Raw genomic sequence first — 23164 nt, 5'->3', positions numbered from 1 at the left:
TCAGGCACTGAAGAGTCTCCGTTCTCGAGCGGCATGGGCTTGGATCCAACACTCGGCGAGGGGTGCCGACAGCGCCGGCATCGCCGCGGGGTCTGTCAGGTCGGCGAGGTCGCGGGCGATCGCGGCGATCCGCGGCTGGGCGGCGAGCAGCCAGGCCGTCGCGTCGAGCGGGTCGCGCGGCACGAGCTTGAGTGCGGCGCTGGCGATCGCGGAGACGTCCTCGTGGCACACCAGGACGGCGGTGTCGTGCGCGCCCAGCCCGGCCGCCGCGGCCAGGGCGCCGAGCGCGATCGGCCGGTACGGCGGGCCGACCTCCTCCAGCAGCCGCGTCGCTCCGGCATCGGGCCACAGCCGCCGGAGGACGCGCTGGATCCCGCGGCCCGTCGCCAGGGCGCTCCCCCGGGCGACGGTGCCCGGCGTACGTGCCGTCCAGGCGTCCAGCACCGGATCGAGGGGCGTGCCCTCGAGCGCGAGCGCGCGGGTGACCACGGCGGCGGCCGCGTCGACCGTGATCGCGGTGCGCAACCGGGTGTCGATGAAGTCCGGGATCCGGCCCGGGTCCAGGCCAGCCAGGACGGCCGGCTCCAGGCCGGCGGACTGGGCGTGGCCACCGGTGGGCAGGCGGCCGTCCCCGAGCACCATGAGCAGACCCGTCGTCATCACGCCTGCTCAGAACATCTGGTACAGCTGCGCGAGCGGCAGTGTCTCGGCCGGATGGGGTACGACGAGCTCGCCCTCGACCGTGATCGCGAAGGTCTCCGGGTCGACCGTGACCTGCGGCAGCGCGTCGTTGTGGACCATCTGCGCCTTGCCGACCTCGCGGGTGGGGCGGACCGCCGCCAGCGACCGCCGCAGGTCGAGCCGCTCCGCGAGGCCGTCCTCGATCGCGGCCGGCGCGACGAAGGCGACGGCGGGCGCCGAGGCGGCCACCAGCGCGGGTCGCATCAGGACCGGCTGCGGGGTGGGGATCGAGGCGTTCGGGTCACCGAGCGCGGCCCAGACGATGGCACCGCCCTTGAGCACCACGTCGGGGCGGACCGCGAACATGCGTGGGTCCCACAGGACCAGGTCGGCCATCTTCCCGACCTCCACCGACCCGACGAGGTGGTCGATCCCGTGGGCGATCGCGGGGTTGATCGTGTACTTGGCGACGTACCGCTTGGCGCGGAGGTTGTCGGCGGCCTCGCCGCCGGACAACGCGCCGAAGCGGGCCTTCATCACGTGGGCGACCTGCCAGGTCCGGGTGATGACCTCGCCGATCCGGCCCATCGCCTGCGCGTCCGAGGACGTCATCGAGATCGCGCCGAGGTCGTGCAGCAGGTCCTCCGCGGCGATCGTGGTCGCGCGGATCCTCGACTCGGCGAAGGCCAGGTCCTCGGGCACCGCCGGGTTGAGGTGGTGGCAGACCATCAGCATGTCGAGGTGCTCGGCGACCGTGTTCACCGTGTGCGGGAGCGTCGGGTTGGTCGACCCGGGCAGGACGTACGGCTCGGCGACGATCGTGACGATGTCGGGGGCGTGCCCACCACCGGCGCCCTCCACGTGGAAGGCGTTGATCGACCGGCCGGCGATAGCCCGCAGCGTCGAGTCGACGAAGCCCGCCTCGTTCAGGCTGTCGCTGTGCAGCGCGACCTGCAGGCCCCACTCCTCCGCGGCCCGCAGCGCCGCGTCGATGGCCGCCGGGGTGGATCCCCAGTCCTCGTGCACCTTGTAGCCGGCCGCCCCGTGGAGCGCCTGCTCGGCCAGCCCCTCCATCGAGACCGTGTTGCCCTTCCCGAGCAGCAGGACGTTGACCGGGAGGTGGTCGAGCCCGCGCAACACCGACCCGAGGTGCCACGGACCCGGCGTCACCGTCGTGGCCTTGGAGCCCTCGGACGGCCCGGTGCCACCGCCGCCGAGCGTGGTGAGGCCCGCGGCCAGCGCCTCGTGCACCTGGCTGGTCGACAGGAAGTGGACGTGCATGTCGATGCCGCCCGCGGTCAGGATCCGGCCCTCGCCGGAGATCACGTCGGTGCCGGGTCCGATCTCCAGCGCCGGGTCGACACCGTCGGCGATGTCCGGGTTGCCGGCACGGCCGATGCCGACGACCACACCGTCCTTGATCCCGACGTCGGCGCGGATGATGCCGGTGTGGTCCAGGATCACCGCGTTGGTGATCACCGTGTCGGGCGCGCCCTCGGCCGCGGTCCGGGTGCCCTGGGCCATCGACTCCCGGATCGACTTCCCGCCGCCGAAGACTGCCTCCTCGCCGCCGAAGGTGAGGTCCTGCTCGATCTCGATCCACAGGTCGGTGTCGCCGAGCCGGACCTGGTCGCCGACGGTCGGGCCGTAGAGGGCGGCGTACGCCTGCCGGTCGATCTCAACCACGGCGCACCTGGATGCCGGGGACGACGCGACGGCCCTTCAGTGCCACGACGGCCACCGTGCGGCTCACGCCGGGCTCGAAGCGCACCGAGGTGCCGCTGGGGATGTCGAGCCGGTAGCCGTCGGCCGCGGCGCGGTCGAACGCGAGCGCCTCGTTCGCGTCGGGCAGGTGCAGGTGCGAGCCGACCTGGATCGGCCGGTCACCCGTGTTCTCGACCACGAGCTCTCCGCGCTCGTCGGCCGAACGGTCGGCGTTCAGCGTGAGGCTTCCGGGTTGTACCCGGAACGCCCCGGGACCTGATGTGCGTACGCCCACGGCGCTCTCCTCGACTACTGGATGGGGCTACTGGATCGGGTGGTGCAGGGTGACGAGCTTGCGACCGTCCGGGAAGGTCGCCTCGACCTGGACGTCGGCGATCATGTCCGGCACCTCGGGCATCACCTGGTCGCGGGTGAGGACCTCGCGACCCCTGGCCATCAGGTCCGGCACGCTGCTGCTGCCCGCGCGCGCCTCCTCGATCACCCACGTGCTGAGCAGCGCGACGGCCTCCGGGTAGTTGAGGCGTACGCCGCGGGCCAGCCGGTCCCTCGCCACCATCCCGGCGACGGACAGCAGCAGCTTCTCGGTGTCAGCGGGCGACAGGTGCATCGGGACGACTCCGGCTCATTCGTGGAACGGTCGTGGTGGGGCCGTTCGTGCCGGCCCCCACCACTCGGACTGGCAGCCTCAGGTCAGGCTCATCGCGGGCATGCCGAGGCTGACCGAGCCGGACTTGCAGACATCATGGCAGGCCTTCTCGAGCGAGCAGCACAGGCTGCACACGACGTCCTCGCTGAACGTGCAGTGCGCGACGTCGGGCCGCTCGTAGTGATCGCCGCAGGCGCCGCAGGCCATCGGCTCCAGGGAGTCGGCGTCGGCCACGTGCGGTCCGTTGATGTCGTTCGGGCGGGCGATGTAGTACTTGCCCTTCGTCGCCCAGGCGAGCACCGGCGAGAGAACCACGGCGATGGCCAGCGCGATCAGCGGGCTGAACGCGTAGGTCCAGCCGTCGCCGAACACCTTGAAGAACGCCAGCACCGAGACGACGGACGCGACCGCCATCGAGCCGAACCCGACCGGGTTGATCGAGTACAGGTAGGCCCGCTTGAACTCGATGTACTTCGGCGACAGCCCGAGCGGCTTGTTGATCATCAGGTCGGCGAACACCGCTCCGATCCAGGCGATGCCCACGTTGGAGTAGAAGCCGAGGATGGTGTTGAGGAAGCTGAACATGTTCGCCTCCATCAGCACGATCGCGATGCCGACGTTCAGGGCGACGTAGTAGACGCGGCCGGGGTGCCAGTGCAGGATCCGCGAGAAGAAGTTCGACCACGACAGCGAGCCGGAGTAGGCGTTCGTGGTGTTGATCTTGATCTGGCTCATCACCACGAAGAAGGTCGCGATGAAGGTGGTCGCCCATCCGGCGTACGGCTTGATCGCCTCGACGTACTGGTGGATCGGCTGCACGGCGTCGGAGGCGGCGCCGCCCGCGCCGATGACGGCGACCGCGAGGAGCGCCCCACCGAGCTGCTTCGCGGCACCCAGGACGACCCAGCCCGGCCCGGCGATCGTGGTGGCGAGGTTCCAGGCGACCTTGTTCTTCTCGGTCTTGGTCGGCATGAACCGCAGGTAGTCGGCCTGCTCGCCGATCTGGGCGATCAGCGACAGCGCCACGCCCAGGCCGAGCCCGAAGCCGGTCCAGCTGAAGGCTCCGTGCGTGCCGTCGGTGCCCGGGAAGGAGCCGAGCGCGCTGTAGGCGTGCGGCGAGTGGAGCGCCACGAGCACGAACGGCAGGACCAGGAGGACCAGCCAGATCGGGGCCGTCCAGACGTGCAGCTTGGCGAGCGCGCGCATCCCGTAGATGACGATCGGCACGATCATCAGCGAGGTGATCAGGTACCCGAGCCACAGCGGGATGCCCATCGAGTACTTGAAGCCCTGCGCCATGATCGAGCCCTCGAGCGCGAAGAAGATGAACGTGAACGAGGCGTAGATGAGCGAGGTCAGGGTCGAGCCGAAGTAGCCGAACCCGCTGCCCCGGGTGAGCAGGTCCATGTCCACGCCGTACTTGGCGCAGGCGCGCGCGATCGGTACGCCGGTGACGAAGATGATCACCGCCGCCGCCAGGATCGCGGCGATGCCCGATGCCGCGCCGTTGGTCAGGACGATCGACGCCCCGATCGCGAAGTCGGCCAGGTAGGCGATGCCGCCGAGGGCGGTGGTGGCGACGACGTAGGGCGTCCACTTGCGGAACGCCGTGGGTGCGTACCGGAGGGAGTAGTCCTCCAGCGATTCGTCGTTGACCGCAGAGCCGTAGCTGCGGGTCGTTGTCGTGGAACTCATCGGGTCCTCCGGATCCATCGAGCCAGTGGGGAGCGCGTGCTGCGCGCGATCGGCAACGACGACGATGTCGCCTCCGGTTTTATTTCCGTTCGGAAGTATTTTGGTGATCGGGTCCGCTTGTCAACGGCTGTGTCCCGGATCTCACAACCGGGCGGTGACGTCGAAGCCCACGCCGGCGGCCCGGGCCATGTACACCGACCGGTTGAGGTGGTTGGCGACGACACGGGCGTCACCGCGGGGCGTCCCGTACGAGATCCGCTGGGCCGCCTCGATCAACGGCTCGTCGCGATGCCGACGGGCGCGCACCAGGTGCGCGAGCAGGTGGACGCCCTCGTAGCAGGCCTCGCCGAAGTTGCTCGCCGGCGGCGCGAACGGGCCGAAGCGGCGCACCATGCGCGCGACGAAGTCCATCGACTCCGCCGTCGCCAGCGCGCCGAAGTACCCCGCCGCGGAGTAGATGCCGTGCGTGCCGGACGCACCGATTCCGAGCAGGACGTTCTCATCGACCATGGTCCCGAACCGGACCATCCGGGCATCGAGCCCACGGCGGGCGAACTGGCGGTTGAAGTGCACCAGGTCCTCGCCGATGAGGAACATCAGGACCGTGTCCGCCCGAGCAGCCTCCAGTGCATCGAGCACGGCGGAGAAGTCACGCGTCCCGAGCGGGACGTACCGCTCGCCGCGCCAGTCGTCGCCGAGCTGGGCGGCGTACTGCCGGGCCGCGGCCGTCGTACCTCGCGGCCAGACGTAGTCGTTCCCGACCGAGAACCAGGACCGCGACCCGAGCTCGCCGTGCAGCCAGCGCATGGCGGGCCACAGCTGGGTGCGCGGCGTCTCGGCCGCGACGAACACCCCGTCGGAGGTCTCACCGCCCTCGTACACGGTCGTGTACACGTACGGCAGCCGGCCCCGGAGACGGGACGTGATCGCCTGGCGCACCGCCGAGATGTGCCAGCCCACCACGGCGTCGATCGCACCCGCCGTGGTCAACCGGTCGATCTCGGCCGCCACGGCGTCCGGGTGCATCCCGCCGTCGACCTCCACCGCGCGCACCCAGCGCCCGCCCGCACCGACGGTCTCGTTGAGCTCCTCGATGGCCAGCCGGGCCGAGGCCTGGCACGAGGGGCCGAACATCCCGGCCGACCCGCGGAACGGCAGCACCAGCGCCACCGCGAGGTCCTGGTCCCGCCGTGGCGTCAGGTCCGGTGACCTCGTCGTCGATGCTGGCATCCGTCTTCCGTCCGCGGTTAGAGTTTGCCCGTCGATTTAGTTTTGGATGGAGGTGTTTCGGACAGGTTTCGGCCGCGTGCCGACCGTCGAAATCGTCATGGCCACCCTTCCCGCCACCGTGCCGTCCGCGAGCGCGCTGCGTCAGCACCTGCGGCGCCTCGCCGACGAGATCAGCCGCGCCATGCGCATCAACCTCGAGCCGGCCGGATTGACCGTCGACGAGTGGTCGGTGCTCGACCTGCTCGGCGACGGGCAGGGGCACGCCATGGCCGAGGTCGCCTCCGTCGCCGGCGTACCCGGTCCCACCGCCACGCGGATGGTCGACCGCCTGACCAGCCAGGCCCTGATCCACCGGACCGTCGATCCCGCCGACGGTCGCCGGGTCCTCGTGGCCCTGGCTCCTCGCGGTCGCGAGCTCCACACCCGCCTGGCCCCCGCCCAGCAGCAGCTGTCCTCGCTGATCGCCGACCGGATCGGCCGCCAGGAGTTCGGGGACCTCTACGAGCGACTCCGCGCCGCCAACGCCGGCTCCTGACGGAGCAGCCTCAGGCGCCGGCGGACCGCCGCACCTCGCCCGCGCTGACACCGAAGCGGCGCCGGAACGCCTGCGAGAAGTGCGAGGGCGAGGTGGACGGGTCCTGGTCGCGGGTGCGGTTCGACATCGTGCTCGCGCCCGCCAGAGCCTGACCGGGACGCTCAGTGGGCGTGGTCCGCGGGGTGCAGCTGCGGTCCCGCGACACCGCAGTGCGGGCAGTCCTCGATGTGGAGCCGGTGCTCGCGGCCCGGTACGTCCGGCTCCACCGCGCGCGGCCGGCGTACGTACGCGAAGGCGAGGACCGCGCCGGCCAGCAGGAGCGCCGCGTCGATCGCCATCGCCCGGCCGTACCCCGCGTCGAAGGCGGCGGCGTCGCGGTAGTCGGCGCCACCGATCCCTGCGGCCACCGGCACCACGGCAACGGCGATCAGGCCCGCCGTGCGGGCGACGGCGTTGTTGATCCCGGAGGCGATCCCTGCGAACCGGTCGTCGGCCGCCTCGAGGACCACCGCCGTCAGCGGCGCGACCAGCATCGTCAGACCGACTCCGAAGAGGACGACCGGCGGCAGCACGTCTCTCACGTACGACGCATCCGAGCCGACCCGACGCATCCAGAGCACACCGGCCGCGGCGACCAGAGGTCCGACCGTCATCGGGACCCGGGGCCCGATACGCCGCGACAACGCACCCGCGCGGGACGAGAACAGGAGCATCAGCACCGTGACCGGCAGCATCGCCGTGCCGGCTGCCAGCGGGGACCAGCCGGCGACGACCTGGAGCTGGAGCACGAGAAGCACGAAGATCACGCCGAGTGCGGCGTACACGAGCAGGGTGACCCCGTTCGCCGCGCTGAACTGGGCACTCCGGAACAAGCCGAGCGGCACGAGCGGGTGGGCGGACCTGCGCTCGACCAGGACGAACGCGATGAGCAGGCCGAGCCCTGCGCTGCAGCCGAGGACCACCGGTGCGGTCCAGCCGACGTCCCCCGCGCGGGTCAGGGAGAACGTGAGGGAACCGAGGCCGAGCGCGGCCAGCACGGTGCCCGCGATGTCGACCTGTCCGGCCGACTGGGGATCCCGGCTCTCCGGCACGAACCGCAACGCCACCACCACGACCCCCACCGCGACCGGTACGTTCACGAGGAAGACCAGGCGCCAGTCGATGTCGGCGAGCCAGCCGCCGAGCAGCGGGCCGATCGCGGCGGCCACGCCGCCCAGCCCGGACCATGCGCCGACGGCGGCTGCACGGTCGTCGCCGTGGAAGGACGCCGAGATCAGCGCCAGGCTGCCCGGCATCAGCAGCGCGCCGCCGACGCCCTGCAGCGCCCTCGCGGCGATCAGGGTCTCGATGCCGGGCGCGATGCCGCAGAGCAGCGACGCCACCGCGAACCACACCACGCCGACGAGGAACACACGTCGGCGGCCGAACTGGTCACCGAGCGAGCCGCCGAGGAGGATCAGTGCCGCGAGGGTCAGCGCGTAGGCGTTGATCATCCACTGCAGCCCGGAGAACCCCGCACCGAAGTCGCCGCCGATCCTCTCGAGAGCGACGTTGACGGCGGTCGCGTCGAGCATGGTCAGACCGGAACCGAGCACCGTCACGAGCAGCACCCACCTGCCACGGGCCGTGCCGAGCCGAATGCCCTCGGTCGCGCTCGATGCCATGGCGCCACCCTCGCACTGTCGCGTGCTCGGGTCGAGGCTGTCTCGCGGCCATCGACCGAAGCGTCCCGACGCCCACCGGTGGGATCAACCTGATGGGTGAACGATGGGATCGCATGGTGCCCCCGAATGCGAGAGTCCGGGTCAGCCTCTGGCTGACCCGGACTCTCTTTTGGTAGCGGGGCCAGGACTTGAACCTGCGACCTCTGGTACGACCCTGGCCGATTTCCGCTAGTTCTGACGTTCGACGATCAGTCGCGGTCGCCTCGATCTGCACGGAGATCGGCTGGCTGCCGACGGATGCATAGGAGCGACGACCTGCCACCAAACTCGGCCTTGCCCCGGTCGGATCGGGTGCGTTCTCGGTGGCACGGGAACCGTCCGGCCTGCGTTTCACGTACCGACCTGCGTAGTTTCCCCGTCGCTCTCGGCACTCTCCGGCTCTTCAATGAGGAGACGCAGGAACCAGTCGAGGAAGCGAGACAGCCATGAACATCCACACGGACATCGACGCCGAGACGGCCGCCCGGCTGCGCATCCACCTGTTGGAGCTGGCCCGCCACCATGACGACTTGGCAGCGGACATCGCCGCGGCAACGCCGTACTGGCTGCCGCAGCCTGCGGCTGCCGAGGGGCATCGTCGCGCAGCGGGCGCCCTGGTCGCGGACGCCGACCTCCTGCTCCCACGGGCCTCCTGAGCCCGTCGCCCGCCGGTCAACCGTCCTCGGCGGTGGCAGGAACGATCACGGCGCGGCCGGCGATGTCGCCCGCAGCGAGCCGGTCGTACGCCGTGAGCGCCTCGTCGAGCGAGAAGACCTCGATCTCCGGGGCGATCAGTCCCCTGCCGGCCAGGTCGAGCACCTCGACCAGCTCGGCCCTGGTCCCCCAGTACGTCGTCTGCACACTCACCTCGAGGGGCACGGACGTGAAGGACACCGGGAGCGTGCCACCAGCGATGCCGACGACGCTGAGGTCCCCGCGCTGTCGCATCACAGCGGCCGCGGTCGCCATCGTCCGGTCGGTGCCCACGAAGTCGAGAGCGACCTCCACGCCCCGCCCGTGGGCGAAGTCCCGCACGAGGTCGACGACGTCGTCACCAGGCGCCCATGCCTGGTCCGCGCCCGAGCGGAGGGCCTGCTGCCGCGCGGCCTCGCGGGGCTCGATCACGACCACGCGAGAGCCCGTGAGTGCCTTGAGGAGCTGAACACCCATCTGGCCGAGACCGCCGGCACCGATCACGAGCGCCGTCGCGTCCGGGGTGAGCTTCGGGAGCGAGCGTCGGATGGCGTGGTACGGAGTGAGCGCAGCGTCGGTGATCGGAGCCGCCCGCGCCGGGTCGAGACCGGCAGGCAGCGGAACCAGGTACGCCGCTGACGGGACCAGCAGGTAGTCGGCCATGCCGCCGTCCCGGCCGAGCCCGCCGCCGAGCCCCCGGACATCGAGCCCGCGGGTCTCCTCGCAGTAGTTCTCGATCCCGTCGCGGCAGTGGTCGCAGGTGCCACAGCCCCACGCGCCCGTGACGGCGACCGGCTGGCCGACGTCGTAACCGACCACTCCCTGCCCGAGGGCGTGCACCCACCCGGCGTTCTCGTGACCGAGCGTGAACGGCGGACCCCACGGGTTGCCGTGCTCGTCGAAGTCGTGCATCAGGTGGAGGTCCGAATGGCACGCGCCGGCGCCGCCGACCCTGATGACCACCTCGCCGGGCCCGGGCGTGGGGTCAGGAACCTCGACCAGCTCGGGCGTCGAGTGCCAAGCGTTCAGCCGGAGTGCGCGCATGTCTGTTCCTCATCCGTGAGCGTCCTGGTGCCTCGGCACGCTAGGCCGGCGGCCGACCGACCGGTCAGGAACGCGGCGTCGTGGCCGGTCAGGTGGGGGATGTCGCCGACGGTGTCAGCGGGTCCGGCCGACGACCTCCCTCAGGACGCCCACGCATTCGCTGCACGCATCGACGCCGGCCGCGCTCAGCTGGACGTCCCAGAAGACGTGCCACTCGACGGCCACCAGCCCGCACGCCGTGACCGCGTCACCCTCGCGCCGGAGGTGCGCCTTCCCCCACGGCTCACGACGACCGACACGGGTGGGCCGCCGCACCTGGGGCGCCGTCACGCGCCACCGCGAGGGAGCAGGACGGCTGCAGTGCCCGCAGTCCGCCGCCGACAGGGAGGTGGCATGGATGGTCATCGACGCTCCATCGCCTGCAGACCCGCATCGAGCAGCGGGTGGATCGCATCGCCGATCCGGTCGAATCCCGCGCCCACGGTCTGCCCGCGCAGGTGGCGCAGGTGGATGCCCTCGAGGATGGCGGCGAGCTTGAACGAGGCCAGGCCCAGGTAGAAGCCGAGATCGGAGAGATCGCGATCGCTCCCCTGCGCATAGACCTCGACGACCTCCTCCTCCGACAGGAAGCCCGGCGCCGTCGCGACGTCGTTGACGGCGTCCGGGTTGTCGCCGGCGACGAACGCCAACCGGTGGTAGGTCATCGTCAGCGCGAGGTCGGCGAGCGGATCCCCGAGCGTGGCCATCTCCCAGTCGAGCACGGCTGTCACCCGGTCGGTGCCGTCGACGAGCACGTTGTCGAGCCGGAAGTCCCCGTGGACGATCCCCGCGGCAGATTCCGGCGGAACCGCCCTGAGCAGACGGCGGTGGAGCTCGTCGGCAGCCGGCAGGTCACGGTGGTACGACGCGTCGAGCTGCTGGCGCCACCGCGCGACCTGACGTGCGAGGTACCCGTCCGGACGGCCGAAGTCGCCCAGCCCCACCTCGCTCGGATCGACCGCGTGGAGCGCGGCCAACGTGTCGATGAGCCGCTCTGAGATCGCGCGGGTTCGGTCGGGGCCGAGCACCTTCAGCTCGGAGGCACGCCGGTACGGCGTACCCGCACACCTCTCCATCACGTAGAACTCGGCACCGATGATCGAGATGTCCTGGCACATCGCGTATGCCTGCGGCACCGCCACCGCCGTGTCCCGGAGCGCCGACATCACGCGATGCTCACGCTTCATGTCGTGGGCCGTCGCGAGCACGTGCCCGAGCGGAGGCCGACGCACGATCCACTCCGACGCGCCATCGGTGACCACGTAGGTCAGGTTGGACTTGCCACCCGCGATGAGAGTGGCCTGCAGGTCCCCGCCGGCGCCCGGGACGGCTCCTCGGAGCCACTCTCCCAGCGCTGCCAGGTCGAGGCCCGGAGGCGCCTCGGTCGCGGTCCTCATGACGGGTGGTCGCCCGTCGACGTCTCGAGCTCGGCGCCGTCCCTGCCGACACTCATGCCTTCGGCCCGCCGGCGACGTAGAGCACCTGGCCGGAGACGAAGCCCGCACCCTCGCTCGCGAAGAAGGAGACGGCGTGGGCGATGTCGGCCGGGAGACCACCGCGACCGACCGGGATGTCGTTGACGACGAACGCCTTGAAGTCGCCGAAGTCCACGCCCATGCGCTCAGCCGTCGCCTTGGTCATCTCGGTCTCGATGAACCCGGGCGCGATCGCGTTCGCCGTCACGCCGAACTTGCCCAGCTCGATCGCCAGGGTCTTGGTGAACCCCTGCAGGCCGGCCTTCGCGGCGGAGTAGTTGGCCTGCCCGCGGTTGCCGAGCGCGGAGGTGCTCGACAGGTTGACGATCCGCCCCCAGCCCGCGTTGGTCATGAAGCCCTGAACGGCCTTGGCCATCAGGAACGAGCCACGCAGGTGGACGTTCATGACGGCGTCCCAGTCGTCGACCGTCATCTTGAACAGCAGGTTGTCGCGCAGGATGCCGGCGTTGTTGACCAGCACCGTCGGCTCACCGAGCTCGGCCGCGACCCGCTCCACAGCGGTGGTGACCGAGGCCTCGTCGGCCACGTCGACGCCGACCGCGAGGGCCGTTCCGCCGGCCGCCTCGATGTCGGCGACGACGCCCTTGCACGCGGCCTCGTCGAGATCGAGGACGGCAACCCGGAACCCATCGGCGGCGAGTCGGGTGGCGACGCCGGCACCGATGCCGCGCGCGGCTCCGGTCACGATGGCAGTACGGGAGTTGGTCATCAGGCTTCCTGTCGGTTGCAGGGGCGGAGGTACGGCGCCCGTGATGTACGACGCCGGAAGGGTCCGTCGCGCGCCCGGAGCCGAGCGCTGACTAAGCGCTTGCTTAGCGCACGATGGTGCATGCGCGGACGTTCGGTCAACACCTTGGCCCGAGGCCTCCCCCATCTGGGTAGAGGCCGCTCCGGCAGGCTCCGCTGCGGATGGCTGCAGGACACGATGCGGTCATGACGACGAACGACTCCGCACCCCGTCGGGTGCTGGTGACCGGCGGAGCCGGAGAGATGGGCGCCTACGCGTGCCGGGTGCTCGCCGACGCTCCCGAGGTGGCCCACGTGGTGATCGCCGACCGCGACGACGAGAAGGCCGCCAAGCTCGCGATCGACCTCGGACCGAAGACCAGCGCCCTCGCCCTCGACATCTCCGACACGGACGCGCTCTCGACAGCTCTTGAGGGCGTCGACATCGTGCTCAACTGCGCGGGCCCCTTCTACCGCTTCGGCCGCGAGGTGCTCAGCGCCGCCATCGCCGCAGGCACCGACTACCTCGACATCTGCGACGACTGGGAACCCACCCTGGAGATGCTCGAGCTCGACGACGCGGCGCGGGCCGCGGGCGTCACTGCTGTCATCGGCATGGGCGCCAGCCCGGGCACGAGCAACCTGCTGGCCGTGCTCGCCATGGACGAGTGCGACACCGTCGACCGCGTCTACACCTCCTGGCGCGCATCGGCCGCCCACTTCCCGCGCGCCCACGAGGGCAAGGAGTTCGCCGACGCCACCGCGGCGATCGAGCACTGGGTCCACAACTGCACCGAGCCGATCAAGTTCTGGCGCGACGGCGAGCTCGTCGACGGCTACGGGCTGGAGGAGATGACCCTCACCTACCCCGGCGTCGGCACCGACCCGGTCTGGATCTGCGGCCATCCCGAGCCGCTCACCCTGCCGCGCGTCCGCCCCGAGGTCCGCGAGTCGCTCAACGTGATGAGCGCCCGGCGCGGTCTCATGGACGCCATCGGCGGCATCGCCCTGCGGGTGCGTGCCGGCGAGCTCGACGTACGCCAGGCATCCGAGGCGCTGCTCCGCTCCCCGAACGTGGCCGGGAAGGGCGCAGGCCCGTCGCCGTCGCTGCCGAGCAACATCTTCGCGATCGCCGAGGGCACCAAGGGCGGCCGGCGGATCCGCGTCGGGGCGCAGGCCATCGTCCAGCCCGAGGGCAACATGGGCGAGATGACCGGCATCCCGTTGGCGGTCGCCGCACTGATGGCCGCGCGCGGCCAGGTCCGCAAGCCCGGCGTGCACGGCCCGGAGGGCGCCATCGACCCGAAGACGTTCTTCCACGACCTCGCGCAGTACGCCGCCGAGCCGCCCGCCCCGGGCGTGCCGGTCTACGAGGTCGTGACCGAGACCATCGACTGACCCACGAGCGAACGAGAGGCACGACCATGCACAACCCCGCCACCGACCAGCCCACGACCGCGACCGACCAGGCCGACGTCACCGCGATCACCGACCTCATCGAAGAGGTGTCGATCGACGGTATGTGCGGCGTCTACTGATCGTGGGGTGGCGAGCGTCATGATGCTGGATGAGCCGTGGGTGTTGTCGCCGTCGGTGGCGTTGCGTCCTGAGCCGTTCGGCGCGCTGGCCTACCACTTCGGGAACCGGAAGCTGACCTTCCTGAAGCGTCCCGAGCTGGTCGCGGTGGTGCGGGGTCTGGGCGAGGCGCCGGACGTGCGGGCCGCACTGGACGCGGCGGGGGTCCCGGTCTCCCAGCACGCGGCGTACGCCGCGGCGCTGGCCGGCTTGGCCGCGACCGACATGATCCGCCCCCGCGCGGTCACGACCGAGGAGGTGGCCTGATGACGCTGGCCCCGGAACGCCCGCAGACCGGCGGCCTGGTGCAGCAGTTCGAGTACGGGCTGGATGCCCCGATCTGCCTGACCTGGGAGCTGACCTATGCGTGCAACCTGGAGTGCGCGCACTGCCTGTCCTCCTCAGGCCGTCGCGACCCCCGCGAGCTGTCCACCGAGCAGTGCATGGCGGTGATCGACGAGCTGCAGCGGATGCAGGTGTTCTACGTGAACATCGGCGGCGGGGAGCCCACGATCCGCCCGGACTTCTGGGACCTGCTGGAGTACGCCGTGGACCACCAGGTCGGCGTGAAGTTCTCCACCAACGGGGTGCGGATCACTCCGGAACGCGCTGCGTTCCTGGCGTCCACGGACTACGTGGACGTGCAGATCTCGTTGGACGGTGCGACCGCGGAGGTCAACGACTACGTCCGCGGGCCCGGGTCCTACGACATCGCCCTGCGGGCGTTGGCGAACCTGCAGGAGGCCGGGTTCCAGGATGCGAAGATCAGCGTGGTCTGCACCCGGGAGAACATCGGCCAGCTCGATGAGTTCAAGGCACTCGCCGACCGCTTCGGCGCCACGCTGCGGCTCACCCGGCTGCGCCCCAGTGGTCGGGGTGCGGATGTGTGGGACGAGCTGCACCCGCTGCCCGAGCAGCAGCGCGAGCTCTACGACTGGCTGATCGCGCACGGCGAGGACGTGCTGACCGGTGACTCGTTCTTCCACCTCGCCGCGTTCGGTGAGTCCCTGCCGGGGCTGAACCTGTGCGGTGCGGGGCGGGTGGTGTGCCTGATCGACCCGGTCGGGGACGTGTACGCCTGCCCGTTCGCGATCCACGACAACTTCCTGGCCGGGAACCTCCTCGAGGGCGGGTTCCAGCAGGTCTGGCAGACCAGCCCCTTGTTCGCCGAGCTGCGGTCCCCGCAGACCGGCGGCGCCTGCTCGAGCTGCCAGTTCTTCGACTCCTGCCGGGGCGGGTGCATGGCGGCGAAGTTCTTCACCGGTCTCCCGCTCGACGGCCCGGACCCCGAGTGCGTGCAGGGGTACGGCGAGCACGCGCTGGCCGCCGACCGCACCATCCCCGCGGCCTCGCAGGACCACTCCAAGGCCACCCCCACCCGCAACCAGCCCGTGATGCTCCAGCTCCTCACCCGCCCGCCAGTCACGGCATGCGCCGAGAACCCCCTCGCGGGTTTCGATACGCGGGACGCTTCGCAAGCTCAGCCTCGCAGCGTGAGCTATACCCCCTGACCCCGGGCCGCCGGGCGCACACCCGAGACGGCCGACGGCCCGGACACCACCCTCCCGCCCCGCCCACCAGAGAGAACCCGTGATGAAGCTCGAGAATCCCTGGAAGCAGAACCCTTGGTTCGAGTCCGTCGCGGTGGCGCAGCAGCGTGCTCGCAAGCGGCTCCCGGCCCCGGTGTACGGCGCTCTGGTGGCCGGCTCCGAGCGCGGACAATCGATCGCGGACAACGAAGCGGCCTTCACCGAGCTCGGCCTTGCCCCGCACGTGGTCGGCCAGCAGCCCGAGCGCAGCCAGGCCACCACGGTCTTCGGCCACCAGATCAACAGCCCGGTGATCATCAGCCCCACCGGCGTCCAGGCGGTGCACCCCGACGGTGAGGTCGCCGTGGCCCACGCCGCGGCCGCGCGGGGCACGATCATGGGCCTGTCGAACTTCGCCTCCAAGTCCGTGGAGGAGGTGTGCGCGACCGGCGCGACGACGTTCTTCCAGATGTACTGGACCGGTGATCGCGACACGATGGTCCAGCGGATGCAGCGCGCCCACGCCGCCGGCTCGAAGGGCCTGATCGCCACGCTGGACTGGTCGTTCTCGATGGGCCGGGACTGGGGCAGCCCGGAGATCCCGGAGAAGGTCGACCTCAAGACGATGGTCCGGCTCGCGCCCAAGGTCGCGACCAAGGGCAGGTGGCTCTACCAGTTCGGCAAGGAGTACCGCGCGACCGGCAAGCTGCCCGACCTGACCGCCCCCAACCTCGCTGCGCCCGGCGAGACCACCGGCCCGACGTTCTTCGGCGCCTACTACGAGTGGATGACCACCCCGCCCCCTTCGTGGGAGGACGTGGCGTGGATGCGCCAGACGTGGGCGCAGATCTCCGGTACCCCGTTCGTGCTCAAGGGTGTGTGCCGCATCGACGACGCGCTCCGTGCGGTCGACGCCGGTGTCGACGGGATCTCGGTGTCCAACCACGGCGGCAACAACCTGGACGGCACCCCGGCCGCGATCCGGATGGTCCGCCCCATCGCCCAGGCCGTCGGGCACGACATCGATGTGGTCATGGACGGCGGGGTACGGCGGGGCTCGGACGTGGTCAAGGCCCTCGCGATGGGTGCGAAGGCGGTGCTCATCGGGCGCGCCTACCTGTGGGGCCTCGCGGCCAACGGCCAGGCCGGCGTGGAGAACGTCCTCGACGTCCTCTCCGGCGGCATCGACTCCGGCCTGCGCGGCCTCGGTCTCACGTCGACCGCCGAGCTGCGCCCCGAGCACCTCCTCGTCCCCGAGGGATTCGACCGCGCCCTCGGCGTACCGACACCTGCCACGGTGAGGTGAGCGCCGTGGATCCGGCGCTCGCCTCCGCGGTCTCCCCCGAGATCCCGCCCCGAGCCACCGTCCTGGTGCCGGTCGGGTCCATCGAGCAGCACGGGCCGCATCTCCCCCTCGACACCGACACCACCATCGCCGCCGCGGTCGCCCACGGCGCGGCCGAGGCCTTGAACGAACCCTGGCTGTTCGTCGCACCTCCCCTCAGCTACGGGTCCAGCGGCGAGCACCAGTCGTTCGCCGGGACCAGCTCGATCGGCACCAGCGTGCTGCACCAGGTCCTCGTCGAGCTCACCCGATCGATGCGCACGTGGGCGGCCCGCGTCGTGTTCGTCAACGCCCACGGCGGCAACACCACCGCCCTCCGCGGCGCCGTCCGTCGGCTCCTCGACGAGGGCCACGACGTCGCCTGGGTGCCGTGCGCCACCGAGGACGTCGACCTGCACGCCGGCCGCACCGAGACCTCGCTCATGCTCCACCTGCGCCCGTACGACGTCCGCCTCGACCGCGCCGAGGCAGGCAACACCGCCAGCCTCGAACAGCTCCTGCCCTGGATGATGCAGGGCGGCGTGCAGGCCGTCTCGGTCAACGGCGTCCTCGGAGACCCCGCCGGCGCCACCGCCGAAGAAGGAGCGGCACTCCTCGCCGCCATGGTCAGCGACGTGGTCGCCGCCGTCGGCGTCCCGAGCGGGATGGCCCGATCACGATGAGCCGCGTCGTCCTCGTCACGGGGGCGGCAGGCGGCATCGGCGCCGCGACGGTACGCCGCCTCCTCGGCTCCGGGCACCGGGTGCTCGCCATCGACCGGCGCGACGTTGCTCCGGCCGACGGCGTCCTCGCGCGGGTCGCCGATGTCCGCGACCGGACAGCGCTCGCCGCTGCCGTCGACGACGCGCTCGATCGGTGGGGCCGCCTCGACGCGGTCGTCGCCGCGGCCGCGGTCATCGCCGGCGGCGTACCCCTGTGGGAGACCCCCGAGGCCGACCTCGACCTGCTCTGGGACGTCGACGCCAAGGGCGTGTGGAACACGGCCGCCGTCACCGTCCCTTCGCTGCTCGCCAACCCCGACCCTGCTGGCTGCCGCTTCGTCGCCGTCGCCTCCGCCGCAGGAACCCACGGCCTGCACCACCTCGCCGCCTACAACGCCGCCAAGCACGCCGTCGTCGGCATGGTGAAGGGCCTGGCCGCCGACCTGGTCGGCACCGGCGTCACCGCGTGCGCGGTCTCGCCCGGCTCGACCCGCACTCCCATGCTCGACGCAACCGCGCGCCTGTACGGCCTCGACGACGTCGAGCCGTTCGCAGCCCATCAGCTGCTCCGCCGCATCCTCGACCCCGACGAGGTCGCGGCCACCATCGCGTTCTGCACCAGCGCTGACGCAGCGGCACTCAACGGAACGGTCCTCCACGCCGACGGGGGCTTCACCCCATGACCGCGCTCGCCACGACCGAGACCGTCGGGAGGCTTCCCGACGGTTTCGTGGTGCGGCTCCGTTCCGACCTCGTCCGCGCCGATGCCGGCGCCGTCCTCATCGGCGGTTCCCCGGCGCGCGCCGTCCGGCTCTCGCCGCGGGCTGCCGACCTTCTGCGAGGCGGAGTGCTGGCGGTCACCGACGACGCCACCGCGGTCCTCGCGCGCCGGCTCGTCGACGGCAACCTCGCGCAACCGGTTCTCGGTACTGGCCCGATCCCTGCGGGCGACCTGACGGTCGTCGTGCCGGTCCGCGACCGGACCGAGCAGCTCGACCGTTGCCTCGCTGCTCTTGCCGGCCTGGCGGTCGTCGTGGTGGACGACGCATCCCGCGACGCCGAGGCCGTGGACGCCGTGGCAGCACGCCACGGCGCCACCGTCGTACCCCTCACCACCAACCTCGGGCCCGGCGGCGCTCGCAACGTGGGGTTGGCGCAGGTCCGCTCTCCCTTGGTCGCCTTCGTCGACTCCGACGTCGTCGTCCCCACTGACGCCCTCCTCCGCCTCGCCCGCCACTGTGCCGATCCCCAGCTGGCGCTGGTCGGCCCCCGTGTCGCGGGCGTGCCCGGCACCGAGCGGCCTCGCTGGTTCGAGAGGTACGACGCCGTGGCGTCCTCCCTCGACCTCGGCCACCGCCCCGGTCAGGTCCACCCCGGCGCCGCGATCGGCTGGCTCCCGTCAGCCTGCCTCGTCGGGCGGGTGGCCCACCTCCGCGCGGTAGGCGGCTTCGCGGCCGGGCTCCGGGTCGCCGAGGACGTCGACCTCGTCTGGCGGCTCGAGGCTGCCGGGCTCGGCGTCCGCTACGACCCGGACGAGCGCGCGGCGCATGAGGGGCGCACCACGATCCGGGCATGGCTGGGCCGCAAGTTCCTCTACGGGACGGGTGGCGCCGACCTGGCCGCTCGCCACGGCGACAAGGTCGCCCCGGCCGCGCTGTCGGCCGCGACGGCTCTGGGTGCCGCCGCGATCCTCCAGCGTCGCTGGTGGTCCTTGCCCATCGCTGCCGCGACGGCCGGCCTCACCACCCGGGCCCTCCGCCGCAGCCTCCCCATCGGTCGCGGCGCCACGGGGCATGCGGCTCGCCTCTCCGTCCGGGGCCTCGCCTGGGCCGTTCGCCAGGAGTCCGGGCTCCTCCTGCGGCACTGGTGGCCGGCGGCCCTCCTCGCCGCCCCGTTCAGCCGCGGCGTGCGTCGCGCCCTGGTCACGGCCCTTCTCGTCGATACCGTGGCCTTCCGTCACGACCGGGGCCACACGAGCGTTCCCGCCATCGCCGCCCGACGTCTCGACGACGTCGCCTACGGCACCGGGCTGTGGTGGGGAGCGATCCGCCGCCGCGACCTGCGCTGCCTGCGCGTGCGCAGGGTCGCACCCACGCGGTAGCGCCGGAGACGACGACAGCGGGTCCGCCCCGTTCGGGGCGGACCCGCTGTGCGCTGGGGACGAGCCCGATCAGCCCTCCTGCTCGGCCAGGAGCTCCTGGAAGGCGTTGTTGCGGTTGCGCAGCCGGGAGACGAGCGCGGCCACGATGACGAGTGCCGGGAAGAGCATCGCCACGAAGTAGCCGTTCGTGTAGACGCTGGCGGCGGGGATGTGGGTGCCCTCGAGGAGGTAGTCCGACATCTTCAGGTCGACCTTGGTCGGGTCGAGCTTGCCGGCGACCATCTGCGCCACGTCGACCGAGTGGTAGACGAAGCCCGAGCCGGTCTGCATCACCGTGATGACAGCGGCACCGACGGCGAAGCCGATGGCCATGATCGTGCCGGGCATACCGGCGGCCATGCCGGCCTCCGACTCGGGGACCACGAACTGCGGCACCGCGAACGCCCCGCTGTAACCGGCCCGGCTGCCGAGACCGACGATGCCGGAGCCGACGACGTACTCCCAGGCCTGGTCGTGGGCGAGGGCCAGGAACAGCAGGCCGACCAGGCAGACCACGGCGCCGCCGACGAGGACGAGCCCCGGACGGCCACGGCTGATGATCTTCTCCGAGAACTTGCCGCTGATGAACATCGTCAGCGCGAACGGGAGCATGATGAGGCTGGTCTTCAGCGGGTCGTAGGTCAGGCCGTACTGAGCGACGTGCGCGGGCCAGCCGGTCTGGCCGCCGTCGGTCGAGACGGGCAGACCGTTCGGGTTCTGCACGTAGTAGTTGGACAGCACCAGGAACGCCGCGTCGACGCAGCCGAAGAGGCCGGCCGAGAGGCACGCCGTGGTGACCCACGGCTTGCGGAGCACGGCCAGGTCGAAGACCGGCCGCGACGAGCGGCGCTCGGCGAACACCCAGCCGACGGCGGCCACGATGCCGATGAGCAGGATCAGCGTCGCGTTCTTGCCGATCGTGGAGTCGGTCGGCGCGCTGAAGGCCAGCAGGATGAGCGTCACCCAGCCGATCAGCCACACCGTGCCCAGCAGGCCGATGCGGCCGGCGGACTCCGGCGGGGAGTTCGGCACGACCACGAGAAGCGCGATCGTCGTCAGCACGAACAGCGCGGCGAGCAGGTAGTAGAACGGTGCGATCGACAGGGTCGGCAGCGAGCCGTCGGGGTTGAGGTGATCGGGCAGAGGCCAGAGCCGCACCGAGATGCCACCACCGACCATGCCCAGCACGACGCCGCTGCCGGTCGCCATGATCAGCACCATCACCGCGGTCGAGACGCCGTTGCCGGGCAGGTGTCGGCGCAGGAAGCTCAGCGGCACCAGCTGGGCCGCGCCACCGAAGCCGAGGAGCACCGAGCCGATGACGAGGCAGGCGTAGTTGTCGCCGACGGCCGCCACCAGTGCTCCGCCGGTCAGGAAGCCACCCGACATCAGCGTGGTCGAACGGTCGCTGAGGATGTCGGTCAGCCGCGGGATGAGCACGAAGCCCCCACCGCCACCGAGCGTCAGCGCCGTGAAGACCCACGTGGCCGCACTGACGGAGTTGTGGGCGTAGCTCGTGGTGATCAGGGGCAGCAGCGGCGGGAGCATGAAGGCGACCGCGTTGGTCACCGTGGCCAGCAGCGCCGCCACCGCGATCAGGGCTCCCGCACTACGGGCGGTCGAGCGGGTGGGCGCCACCTCCGCCAGTCTGACGGTGGTCTCGAATTGGTCCATGTTCCTCTCCAAGGGGTCACGTCGCGATGCGGGTGCACCGGCAACGGGGCTGGGTCAGCCGTACCTGCTCGAAGGTAGGGACGATTTGGCGCGAGGACGCCCTGTGACCCAGGCCTCACCCACTTGGGGGATTCTCCTCCGGCGGACCCGACACGGCACCTGATCACCTCGCCGCATCCCCCAGGCGGGTGGAGCGGAGCCCTCGCGCGGTCCCGTGCGGACGTACGACGGCAGCCTGCTCCCATGACGACGCAGAAGCTCTTGCCCGAGACCATGCCCCCCACGCACGGCTGGCCGCAGGTCACCGTGGCGACCGGCACCCGGTTCGTGTTCACCTCCGGCCAGGTCGGCCAGGACACCTCCGAGCAGATGGTCGCCGGCCCCGACGACTACAAGGGCCAGATGCTGCAGGCCATGCTCAACGGCTACGCGGGCATCGCCGCGGCCGGCGGCACGCCCGAGGACGTCGTACGCCTGATGATCTACGTGGTCGACCCGACGCCGGAGAACCTCGAGCAGGTCTACGCCGGCTTCGGCAAGGCGCTGGCCCAGCTCGGCGCCGAGCCCGCAGGAATGACCCTCATCGGCGTCAGCGGCCTGTCCGACCCGACGCACAAGGTCGAGGTCGACCTCACCGCCGTCCTCGACTGAGTCCCCTCCCCCGAGCGGGCTAGCGACCGATCCATCCTCCGCCCGGGGGCGGGAGACCGGGCGAGGATCCACCCATGACGACTACTTCATCTTCCTCCCCGAAGTCCCGTCGACGGGTCCTGGTGACCGGCGGCGCCGGCGAGATGGGCGCCTATGCGTGCCGGGTCCTGGCCAAGGCCGACGAGATCGACCAGGTGCTCGTGGCCGACCGGGACCTGGCCCGTGCCGAGGCGCTGGCGGCCGAGCTCGGCCCGACCGCGAGCGCGTTCGCGCTCGACATCTCCGACGCCGATGCTCTTCGGGCGGCTCTCGAGCAGGTCGACGTCGTGCTCAACACCGCCGGTCCCTTCTACCGCTTCGGGCGCGAGGTGCTGAGCGCGGCCATCGCCGCCGGCACCGACTACCTCGACATCTGCGACGACTGGGAGCCGACGCTGGAGATGCTCGAGCTGGACGCGGAGGCCCGCGCGGCCGGCGTCACCGCGATCATCGGCATGGGCGCCAGCCCGGGCACGAGCAACCTGCTCGCCCTCCTGGCCATGAACCAGTGCGACACCGTCGAGCGCGTCGTCACCGCATGGCGAGCCGGCGCTCTTCCCTATCCCGCCGAGGGCGAGGAGCCGCAGACGAACGCCGCCCTCGAGCACTGGGTGCACAACTGCACCGAGCCGATCAAGATCTGGCGCGGCGGCACGCTCATCGACGCACACGCGCTCGAGGAGGTCACCGTGACCTACCCCGGCCGCGGCGAGGGGTCGGTCTGGGTCTGCGGACACCCCGAGCCGCTCACCCTTCCGCGGGTGCGGCCGGAGGTGCAGGAGTCGCTCAACCTCATGGTCTCGCGGCGTGGCCTCATGGAAGGCATGCAGCGCGTGGCTGCTCGCGTCCGGAGCGGTGAGCTGGACGTCACCGCCGCCTCGAAGCAGATCCTGCTCGAGCCGGACACCGGCGGCGCGGCCGCCGGCCCCTCCCCCACCCTGCCGAACCTGTTCGCCGTCGCTGAGGGCACCAAGGACGGCCGGCGGATCCGGGTCGGGGCCCAGCCGATCGTGCTGCCGAACGCGAACATGGGCGAGATGACCGGCTATCCGCTGGCGATCGCCACGCTGATGCTGGTGCGCGGCCTCGTGGACGCGCCCGGGGTCCACGGCCCGGAAGGTGCCGTCGACCCCGAGACCTACTTCCACGAGCTGTCGCTGCTCGTCGAGGACCGGCCCGACGGCCCGGTCTTCGAGGTGGTCGCCGAGGACCTGTGAGCCTCGGTCCGGTGGCAGGACGGCCCCCCATCCCCCAACCGGGGGCGGCCGGACCTCGCCGGGCCGACGGCCGTGCTCCC

The 23164-nt window shown here is 71.4% G+C and carries 24 protein-coding genes; 12 read left to right on the top strand and 12 right to left on the bottom strand.

The annotated features are described in order from the left end of the window. The 6 genes from ACYVAQ_RS08485 to ACYVAQ_RS08460 form a co-directional block, all read right to left on the bottom strand. Nucleotides 1–660, bottom strand: coding sequence for an urease accessory protein UreF (locus ACYVAQ_RS08485; RefSeq protein ID WP_460788250.1), 660 nt, complete (start codon nucleotides 658–660; stop codon nucleotides 1–3). A gap of 9 nt (nucleotides 661–669) precedes the next feature. After that, a complete protein-coding gene (locus ACYVAQ_RS08480; RefSeq protein WP_460788248.1) occupies nucleotides 670–2367 on the bottom strand; it encodes an urease subunit alpha in 1698 nt (565 codons plus the stop codon). Then, nucleotides 2360–2680, bottom strand: a complete 321-nt coding sequence (ureB, locus tag ACYVAQ_RS08475) for an urease subunit beta (RefSeq protein WP_460788246.1) — start codon at nucleotides 2678–2680, stop codon at nucleotides 2360–2362. The genes ACYVAQ_RS08480 and ureB overlap by 8 nt, the downstream gene beginning before the upstream one ends. A 27-nt stretch (nucleotides 2681–2707) precedes the next feature. Next, nucleotides 2708–3013, bottom strand: a complete 306-nt coding sequence (locus ACYVAQ_RS08470; RefSeq protein WP_460788244.1) for an urease subunit gamma — start codon at nucleotides 3011–3013, stop codon at nucleotides 2708–2710. 78 nt (nucleotides 3014–3091) lie between these two features. After that, nucleotides 3092–4747 (bottom strand): purine-cytosine permease family protein, encoded by a 1656-nt coding sequence (locus ACYVAQ_RS08465; protein WP_460788241.1) that lies wholly within the window; start codon nucleotides 4745–4747, stop codon nucleotides 3092–3094. Between the two features lie 141 nt (nucleotides 4748–4888). Then, nucleotides 4889–5977 (bottom strand): substrate-binding domain-containing protein, encoded by a 1089-nt coding sequence (locus ACYVAQ_RS08460; protein WP_460788239.1) that lies wholly within the window; start codon nucleotides 5975–5977, stop codon nucleotides 4889–4891. A 76-nt stretch (nucleotides 5978–6053) separates the two neighbouring features. Between ACYVAQ_RS08460 and ACYVAQ_RS08455 the strand changes: the two genes are divergently transcribed. Beyond that, nucleotides 6054–6512, top strand: coding sequence for a MarR family winged helix-turn-helix transcriptional regulator (locus ACYVAQ_RS08455; RefSeq protein WP_460788237.1), 459 nt, complete (start codon nucleotides 6054–6056; stop codon nucleotides 6510–6512). Between the two features lie 161 nt (nucleotides 6513–6673). Here ACYVAQ_RS08455 and ACYVAQ_RS08450 read toward each other — a convergent pair whose 3' ends face one another. Continuing rightward, nucleotides 6674–8176, bottom strand: a complete 1503-nt coding sequence (locus ACYVAQ_RS08450; RefSeq protein WP_460788235.1) for an MFS transporter — start codon at nucleotides 8174–8176, stop codon at nucleotides 6674–6676. Between the two features lie 485 nt (nucleotides 8177–8661). Between ACYVAQ_RS08450 and ACYVAQ_RS08445 the strand changes: the two genes are divergently transcribed. Continuing rightward, the gene (locus tag ACYVAQ_RS08445; protein ID WP_460788233.1) at nucleotides 8662–8871 is read left to right on the top strand and encodes a hypothetical protein; all 210 of its coding nucleotides are present in this window, start codon (nucleotides 8662–8664) and stop codon (nucleotides 8869–8871) included. Nucleotides 8872–8887: 16 nt separating this feature from the next. Here ACYVAQ_RS08445 and ACYVAQ_RS08440 read toward each other — a convergent pair whose 3' ends face one another. The 4 genes from ACYVAQ_RS08440 to ACYVAQ_RS08425 form a co-directional block, all read right to left on the bottom strand. Then, on the bottom strand, nucleotides 8888–9952 hold the full coding sequence (locus tag ACYVAQ_RS08440) for an NAD(P)-dependent alcohol dehydrogenase (protein ID WP_460788231.1): 1065 nt from the start codon (nucleotides 9950–9952) through the stop codon (nucleotides 8888–8890). Between the two features lie 114 nt (nucleotides 9953–10066). After that, complete coding sequence (locus tag ACYVAQ_RS08435; RefSeq protein WP_460788230.1) at nucleotides 10067–10357, bottom strand: hypothetical protein; 291 nt, start codon at nucleotides 10355–10357, stop codon at nucleotides 10067–10069. Then, on the bottom strand, nucleotides 10354–11388 hold the full coding sequence (locus ACYVAQ_RS08430; RefSeq protein WP_460788227.1) for a phosphotransferase family protein: 1035 nt from the start codon (nucleotides 11386–11388) through the stop codon (nucleotides 10354–10356). The genes ACYVAQ_RS08435 and ACYVAQ_RS08430 overlap by 4 nt, the downstream gene beginning before the upstream one ends. Nucleotides 11389–11440: 52 nt before the next feature. After that, entirely contained in the window at nucleotides 11441–12196 is a 756-nt protein-coding gene (locus ACYVAQ_RS08425; RefSeq protein WP_460788225.1) for an SDR family oxidoreductase, read from the bottom strand. Between the two features lie 224 nt (nucleotides 12197–12420). Here ACYVAQ_RS08425 and ACYVAQ_RS08420 point away from each other — a divergent pair, with 224 nt between their 5' ends. From ACYVAQ_RS08420 to mftF, 8 genes are all read left to right on the top strand, one after another. Beyond that, complete coding sequence (locus tag ACYVAQ_RS08420) at nucleotides 12421–13611, top strand: saccharopine dehydrogenase family protein (RefSeq protein WP_460788222.1); 1191 nt, start codon at nucleotides 12421–12423, stop codon at nucleotides 13609–13611. 26 nt (nucleotides 13612–13637) lie between these two features. Next, nucleotides 13638–13751, top strand: a complete 114-nt coding sequence (mftA, locus tag ACYVAQ_RS08415) for a mycofactocin precursor MftA (protein ID WP_460788220.1) — start codon at nucleotides 13638–13640, stop codon at nucleotides 13749–13751. A 19-nt stretch (nucleotides 13752–13770) separates the two neighbouring features. After that, nucleotides 13771–14055: a mycofactocin biosynthesis chaperone MftB gene (gene mftB / locus ACYVAQ_RS08410; protein ID WP_460788217.1), complete on the top strand. Its 285-nt coding sequence runs from the start codon at nucleotides 13771–13773 to the stop codon at nucleotides 14053–14055. Continuing rightward, a complete protein-coding gene (mftC, locus tag ACYVAQ_RS08405) occupies nucleotides 14055–15299 on the top strand; it encodes a mycofactocin radical SAM maturase (RefSeq protein ID WP_460788215.1) in 1245 nt (414 codons plus the stop codon). Before mftB ends, mftC begins: the two co-directional genes overlap by 1 nt. An 82-nt stretch (nucleotides 15300–15381) precedes the next feature. After that, nucleotides 15382–16623, top strand: coding sequence for a pre-mycofactocin synthase MftD (mftD, locus tag ACYVAQ_RS08400; protein WP_460788212.1), 1242 nt, complete (start codon nucleotides 15382–15384; stop codon nucleotides 16621–16623). Nucleotides 16624–16628: 5 nt separating this feature from the next. Further along, entirely contained in the window at nucleotides 16629–17324 is a 696-nt protein-coding gene (mftE, locus tag ACYVAQ_RS08395) for a mycofactocin biosynthesis peptidyl-dipeptidase MftE (RefSeq protein ID WP_460788210.1), read from the top strand. Beyond that, nucleotides 17321–18046, top strand: coding sequence for a mycofactocin-coupled SDR family oxidoreductase (locus ACYVAQ_RS08390; RefSeq protein WP_460788208.1), 726 nt, complete (start codon nucleotides 17321–17323; stop codon nucleotides 18044–18046). Before mftE ends, ACYVAQ_RS08390 begins: the two co-directional genes overlap by 4 nt. Further along, a complete protein-coding gene (gene mftF, locus ACYVAQ_RS08385) occupies nucleotides 18043–19464 on the top strand; it encodes a mycofactocin biosynthesis glycosyltransferase MftF (RefSeq protein WP_460788206.1) in 1422 nt (473 codons plus the stop codon). The genes ACYVAQ_RS08390 and mftF overlap by 4 nt, the downstream gene beginning before the upstream one ends. Before the next feature lie 69 nt (nucleotides 19465–19533). Here mftF and ACYVAQ_RS08380 read toward each other — a convergent pair whose 3' ends face one another. Further along, nucleotides 19534–21177 carry an MFS transporter gene (locus tag ACYVAQ_RS08380; protein ID WP_460788204.1) on the bottom strand — a complete coding sequence of 548 codons (1644 nt, stop codon included), beginning with the start codon at nucleotides 21175–21177 and terminating at the stop codon, nucleotides 19534–19536. 243 nt (nucleotides 21178–21420) lie between these two features. Here ACYVAQ_RS08380 and ACYVAQ_RS08375 point away from each other — a divergent pair, with 243 nt between their 5' ends. Continuing rightward, on the top strand, nucleotides 21421–21828 hold the full coding sequence (locus ACYVAQ_RS08375) for a RidA family protein (protein WP_460788202.1): 408 nt from the start codon (nucleotides 21421–21423) through the stop codon (nucleotides 21826–21828). Nucleotides 21829–21902: 74 nt separating this feature from the next. Continuing rightward, nucleotides 21903–23084, top strand: coding sequence for a saccharopine dehydrogenase family protein (locus ACYVAQ_RS08370; RefSeq protein WP_460788200.1), 1182 nt, complete (start codon nucleotides 21903–21905; stop codon nucleotides 23082–23084). Nucleotides 23085–23164 lie beyond the last annotated feature (80 nt).

The organism is Nocardioides maradonensis (genome assembly GCF_054777115.1).
This window is presented reverse-complemented; position numbering and strand designations above follow the sequence as displayed.